At 72.9% G+C, this 5,974-nt stretch carries 6 protein-coding genes; 5 read left to right on the top strand and 1 reads right to left on the bottom strand.

Annotated features, from left to right (window positions below):
* A partial coding sequence (locus D471_RS0122090; RefSeq protein ID WP_017600638.1) for a macro domain-containing protein occupies nucleotides 1-345 on the top strand: 345 nt, incomplete at its 5' end.
* Nucleotides 346-379: 34 nt separating this feature from the next.
* Here the strand turns inward: D471_RS0122090 and D471_RS0122085 are convergent.
* Complete coding sequence (locus D471_RS0122085) at nucleotides 380-1,693, bottom strand: cryptochrome/photolyase family protein (protein ID WP_017600637.1); 1,314 nt, start codon at nucleotides 1,691-1,693, stop codon at nucleotides 380-382.
* Between the two features lie 87 nt (nucleotides 1,694-1,780).
* Between D471_RS0122085 and D471_RS0122080 the strand changes: the two genes are divergently transcribed.
* From D471_RS0122080 to D471_RS0122065, 4 genes are all read left to right on the top strand, one after another.
* Nucleotides 1,781-2,758 carry a YbgA family protein gene (locus D471_RS0122080; RefSeq protein WP_026127971.1) on the top strand — a complete coding sequence of 326 codons (978 nt, stop codon included), beginning with the start codon at nucleotides 1,781-1,783 and terminating at the stop codon, nucleotides 2,756-2,758.
* Between the two features lie 188 nt (nucleotides 2,759-2,946).
* Complete coding sequence (locus D471_RS0122075) at nucleotides 2,947-3,942, top strand: alpha/beta hydrolase (RefSeq protein WP_026127970.1); 996 nt, start codon at nucleotides 2,947-2,949, stop codon at nucleotides 3,940-3,942.
* Nucleotides 3,943-4,051: 109 nt separating this feature from the next.
* Nucleotides 4,052-5,350, top strand: coding sequence for a D-inositol-3-phosphate glycosyltransferase (mshA, locus tag D471_RS0122070; RefSeq protein ID WP_017600634.1), 1,299 nt, complete (start codon nucleotides 4,052-4,054; stop codon nucleotides 5,348-5,350).
* A gap of 23 nt (nucleotides 5,351-5,373) precedes the next feature.
* Nucleotides 5,374-5,886, top strand: coding sequence for a YbjN domain-containing protein (locus D471_RS0122065; RefSeq protein WP_017600633.1), 513 nt, complete (start codon nucleotides 5,374-5,376; stop codon nucleotides 5,884-5,886).
* The last annotated feature ends 88 nt before the right edge of the window (nucleotides 5,887-5,974 follow it).

Below are 5,974 nucleotides of genomic sequence, written 5' to 3'. Positions count from 1 at the left end.
GGCGGCGCCCTGCCGACCGGACGGGCGGTGGCGACGACCGCGGGGCTCCTGCCCGCGCGCTGGGTGATCCACACGGTCGGCCCGGTGTACAGCGCGTCGGAGGACCGGAGCGCGCTGCTCGCGTCGTGCTTCACGGAGTCGCTGGGCGTGGCGCACGAGCTCGGCGCGGAGTCGGTGGCCTTCCCCGCCATCTCCACGGGCGTCTTCCGGTGGCCGATGGACGACGCCGCGCGGATCGCGGCGGAGGCGATCCACGGGTCGGAGGTACGGGTGCCGGAGGTCCGTCTCGTGCTGTTCGACGACCGCGCCCTGGCCGCCTTCCGACGGGCCTTCGGCACGACCTGACGCGCCCGCCGCGGGCGGTCGGCCGTCCGCGGTGTCACCGGCCCGGGTCGGCGATCGGCGGCGGGTAGCCCTCCGGCGGTTCGGTCTCCCGCCAGGGCGTGAGCGCCCGCCGCCCCGGGAGGCCCCGCAGCTCCGGGACGTGGCGGCGGACGTAGTCGCCCTCCGGATCGAACCGCCGGGCCTGGCGCAGCGGGTTGAACGGGCGGTTCGGCCTGGTGTCGTTCCCGGTCCCGGCGACCCACTGCCAGTTCCCGTAGTCGTCGGCGACGTCCCCGTCCACGAGGTGGGCGTGGAAGTGCTCGGCGCCCGCCCTCCAGTGCACGCGCAGGGTCCGGGTGAGGAAGGCGGCGGTGATCATGCGCGTCCGGTTGTGCATGAACCCCTCCCGGAGGAGCTGGCGCATACCCGCGTCCACGATCGGCACCCCGGTCATCCCCCGCCGCCAGGCGTCCAGGGCGTCCGGATCCTCGCGCCACCCCCGGTCCCGCGGCCGGTAGTCGCGCACGGGGAGGTCGGGGAAGGCGCGAGCCACCTGGTGGTGGAAGTCCCGCCAGGCGAGCTGGCGGACGAACTCCTCGGCTCCGGCCCCCGCGTCCGCCGCCTCGGCGGCCTCGGCGAGTTCCAGGGGCGACAGACAGCCGAACCGCAGGTCGGCGGAGAGACCGGAGGTGGCCGCGGCGGGCAGGTCGTCGCGGCGTCGCGCGTACCGGGGCAGCCCCCGGTCCAGCCAGGCGCGCAGCCGCCCGCGCGCCGCCTCCTCGCCTCCGGTCAGACGGCAGGGGGCCGGCGCGCCCACCCCAGCCCCGGCCAGGCCCTCGGGGATCGCTCCGGGCTCGACGTCTCCGGGAAGGCGCACCTCGCCCGGGTCGGGAAGGACGGCCCTGCGTTCGTGTTCGGCCCAGGCACGCCAGTACGGGGTGAACACCTTGTAGTGGTCGCCGCCCGCGGGGGTGACCTCGCCCGGGGGGACCACCGTCAACCCGGGAAGGGCGCGCACGGACAGGCCCGCCCCGCGCAGCAGGTCCTCCCGCCGGACCGCGCACCGGCTGACCCCCGCGCTCAGGAACACCGCCTCGGCCCCGGTCCGCTCCGCCAGCTCCCGGACGCGTTCGGCCGTGTCCCCCTCGCGGACGACCAGGTCGCCGCCGCGTGCGCGCAGCGCGGCGCGCAGCGCGGTGAGCGCCTCGGCCAGGTAGCCGCAGCGGTTGCGGGCGGAGCGCTCCACGATCCGCGGGTCGACCACGAACAGGGGCAGCACGGTGTCCCCGGCGCCGACGGCGGCCGTGAGCGCCGGATGGTCGTGGACGCGCAGGTCCTGGGTGAACAGCACGATGGTCGGCGGCACCAATCCCCCTCGCCCACGGCAACGAACGTCCTACCGACAGTACTGTGACCTCGACGGGGATTCGGCCGGATCCCGGGGTAGGAAGACCGTATGCGACCAGCGCACGAGCCGACGACCGCCACGAGACCTCTGGTGGGGGTGTCGAGCTGTCTGCTCGGCGCGCCCGTCCGCTACAACGGAGGGCACTCCCGGTCCCGGTTCCTCACCGACGAGCTCGACCACCACGTGGACTGGCTTCCCGTCTGCCCGGAGGCGGAGATCGGCCTGGGCGTTCCGCGCCCCACGCTGCGGCTCCAGCGGCGCGACGGCGCCGACCGGGTGGTCTCCAGCAAGGACGGCGCCGACCACACCGACGACCTGGCGGCCGTCGCCGACCACCACGTCCTCCAGCTGCGCCGAGCGGACGGCTACATCCTCAAGAACAAGTCGCCCAGTTGCGGACTGCTCGCCCTGCCGGTGTTCTCCACCGAGGGGAACCGCGTCGACGGGAAGGGCCGGGGCGCCTTCGCCGAGCGCCTGACCCGACTCCTGCCGCACCTGCCGGTCGAGGAGCAGGGCCGCCTGTCGGACGCCGCGCTGCGGGAGCACTTCGTCCAGCGCGTCTTCGCGCACGCCCGGCTGCGTGCACTGCTGGAGTCGGACTGGCAGCCGCGGGACCTCGTGGCCTTCCACACCCGCCACAAGCTCCAGCTGATGTCGCACTCTCCCGAGGGATACCGGAGGACGGGGCGGATCGTGGCACGGGCGGGGTCGGCGGACCGGGAGGAGACCGCCGCCGCCTACGCGTCGGCCTTCCACAGCGCGATGGCCGTGCGGACGACCCGGGGCAAGCACGCCAACACGCTCCAGCACGCGTTCGGGATGCTCAGCCCGCTCCTGGACGACACGCGCCGGCACGACCTGCTGACCGCGATCGAGGACTACCGGGCGGAACTGGTGCCGCTCAGCCTGCCCGTCACACTCCTTCGGCACCACTGCGCGGCGGAGGATGTGGACTGGGCGCGCGAGCAGACCTACCTGCGCCCCTACCCGGACGACCTCCGGTTGCGGCACGCCCTGGCGGTCTGAGCCCGGGACGCCGAGGGCCACGACCGCACGGGCACGACACTGGGTGCGGGACCTCAGGAACGGGGATCGTGGGGCTCAAGCGACAATCTCCACACACAAAGCCCCCGGTCGACTACAGTGAGTCACATTCCGTATCGCTCCGCCCCGCTGGGAGCGGATACCGGTTGCCCCGACCCTGAGGTTTCGGTGTGTTCGCGTCTTTCTCCCGACGAGCCGTCGTGTTCGTCTCCTCGTGCACGGTCGTCGTCTCCGCCGCGGTCCTGGCCACCGCCCCGCCCGGAGGGCTCCCCGAACGGCTCGGTCACCACCTGTTCGGGGCCGACCCCGAGGTCAGCGCTGGCGAGGTCCGATTCCCGCCCGCCCAGGGGGTGACCACCCCCGCACCGATCCCCGAGCCCGGCCAGGTCGCCGTCTGCGACGAGCCGGGCCGGGACGAGGTGGTCACCCTGCCCGACGCCGACGCCCCCGGAGGCGGGCGCCCGGTGTGGATCCGCCGTCCGCCCGGCCCCGACAGCGCCGACCGGCCCGTTCTGTACCTGCTGCACGGTTCCGCCTCCACGCACCGGACGCTGATGGACGAGAACGTCGGCGAACTCCTGGACGAGCAGATGTGCCGCACGGGGGTCGAGTTCGTCATCGCCGCGCCCCACGGGCAGGTGGCCTCGGGAGCCACCACCGAGTGGGGTGACGCCGCGGACGGCTCCTTCGCCCTGGAGTCCTTCGTCACCGGTGCGGTGATCCGCGCGGTGGAGGGTGACCGCGTTCGGCCGCGGAGGTTGCGCGCCCTCGGCGGGTTCTCCATGGGCGGCTACGGCGCCGCGGCCACCGCGCTGCGCAACCCCGACCTCTACGGCCAGGTGGCGAGCTGGGGCGGATACTTCCGGGTGGACGACCCGTACGGTGTGTTCGGAGGCGACACCGCGGACCACGCCCCCGACCGGCTGCTGGGCTCGACGGAGGTGCGCGACCTCAGGTTCGCGCTCGTGGAGGGTGAGGACGATCACACACCACTCCAGGAGGGAAGCATCCAGGGAGAGGCGGCGCGCTTCGCCGACCTGCTCACCGAGCGCGGTATGACGGTCGCCACCTTCCACCCGCGTGGCGGCCACGACTTCCGGACCTGGACCCGCGCGTTCCCCGACACCGTCGACTTCCTGGTGTCGGGCTGGTCCGCCACGCCCTGAACGGGAGGGCCTCTTATATCAGGACCCTCGGACATTCCGCGTGGGAACAGTGTGTACCTTCGTCGCTGTTGACGACAGCGGCTGTACACACGATCGGAGAGGACCACCGGTGTCCGGAAACGCTCCCGAGGGCGAGCAGACGGCGACTCCGTCCCGCGTCGCGACCGTCAGTCTGCACACCTCGCCACTGGATCAGCCGGGCACGGGTGACGCCGGAGGACTGAACGTGTACGTGGTCGAGGTGGCCCGGCGCATGGCCGAGCGGGGCGTGGCCGTCGACGTGTTCACCCGGGCCACCGGACCGGACCTGCCACCGGTCGTCGAACTCGTCCCAGGGGTGAACGTCCGTCACGTGCCCGCCGGGCCCTACGGCCACCTGGACAAGAACGCGCTCGCCGACCACCTGTGTCCGTTCATCTTCGGGATGCTCCGCGCGGAGGCCCAGGGAGAACCGGGCCACTACGACCTCGTGCACGGCCACTACTGGCTCTCCGGCCGGGCGGGCGTCGTGGCCGCCCGCCGCTGGGGGGTGCCGTTCGTGCAGTCGATGCACACCATGGCACGGGTCAAGAACGCGTTCCTGGCCGAGGGGGACGCCCCGGAACCGGAGGCCCGGGTGCGCGGTGAGGACCAGCTCGTGCGCCAGGCGGACCGACTCATCGCCAACACCGACGACGAGGCGCACCAGCTCCGTGAGTACTACGGTGCACGCGAGACCCAGCTCAGTGTGATCCCTCCCGGCGTCGACCTGGAGATCTTCACACCGGGGTCGCGGCGCGACGCGCTGCGCCGCATCGGTCTGGCCCCCGACACCGAACTCCTCCTCTTCGTGGGGCGCGTGCAGCGCCTCAAGGCCCCCGACGTGCTCATCCGCGCCGCCGCCCGGCTCCTGGAGCGGGACCCCTCACTGCGCTCGCGCCTGGTGGTCGGCGTGGTCGGCGGTCTGTCCGGCGGCGGGACACGCGAACCCGGCCTGCTGACCGACCTGGCGCACTCCCTGGGCGTGGCCGACGTGGTCAGGGTCGAACCGCCGCAGGACCGTGTGCGGTTGGCCGACTACTACCGCGCGGCCACGGCGACGGTCGTCCCGTCCTACTCCGAGTCCTTCGGCCTGGTCGCGGTCGAGTCGCAGGCCTGCGGCACACCGGTGGTCGCCTCGCGTGTGGGCGGCCTGACCACGGCGGTGGCGGACGGGTCCTCCGGCGTCCTGGTGGAGGGCCACGACCCCGACGACTACGCCGCCGAGCTGCACCGGCTGATCACCCAGCCGGCATGGCGTGCCAAGCTGGCCTTGGCGGCCCCCCGACACGCCGCCACACTGGGCTGGTCGCGGACGGTGGACGAACTACTGGACGTATACCGGTCGAGCACCGCTCCGAGTCCGCTGCCGCTGGCCGCGTGCCGGTGACGGACCAAAGGAAAGGATGGGACGTGGGAACGGATTCGGCGCGCGAGACCGCGGCCGGGGCGATCGCCGAGGCGGTGGCCGAGGCCGGGCTGGAGATGGAGCGTCCGCGCGAGGGCTCCTTCCTCGTCACCCTGCCGGGGACGGCCAAGCTCAAGACACTGGTGTGGTTGGAGGTCGGAGCGCACAGCCTGACCCTGACGTCGTTCTTCTGCCGCCAGCCGGACGAGAACCACGCGGAGTTCTACCAGTGGCTGATGCACAGGAACTCCGACATGTACGGGATGGCGTTCGCCACCGACGACGTCGGTGACGTGTACCTGCGCGGACGCCTGCCGCTGAAGGGGATCACGCCGGACGAGGTCGACCGGCTGCTGGGATGCGCGCTCACGTACACGGACGAGAACTTCAACGCGGCACTGGAGCGCGGGTTCGCGTCGGCGATCCGCAAGGAGTGGCGCTGGCGGGCCGAGCGCGGTCACGACATGCGCAACCTGAAGGCGTTCGCGCACCTGGCGGAGCCCGGCCACCACGAGTAACAGTGTTTTCTTTGGTCCTCCGCTCCGCTTCGGACCGTGTTCGGCCGCCCCGAAGGCAGGGATTCTTCCTCCTCGGCCACGCCTGCCA

The organism is Nocardiopsis lucentensis DSM 44048 (assembly GCF_000341125.1).
Lineage (GTDB): Bacteria > Actinomycetota > Actinomycetes > Streptosporangiales > Streptosporangiaceae > Nocardiopsis > Nocardiopsis lucentensis.
This window is presented reverse-complemented; position numbering and strand designations above follow the sequence as displayed.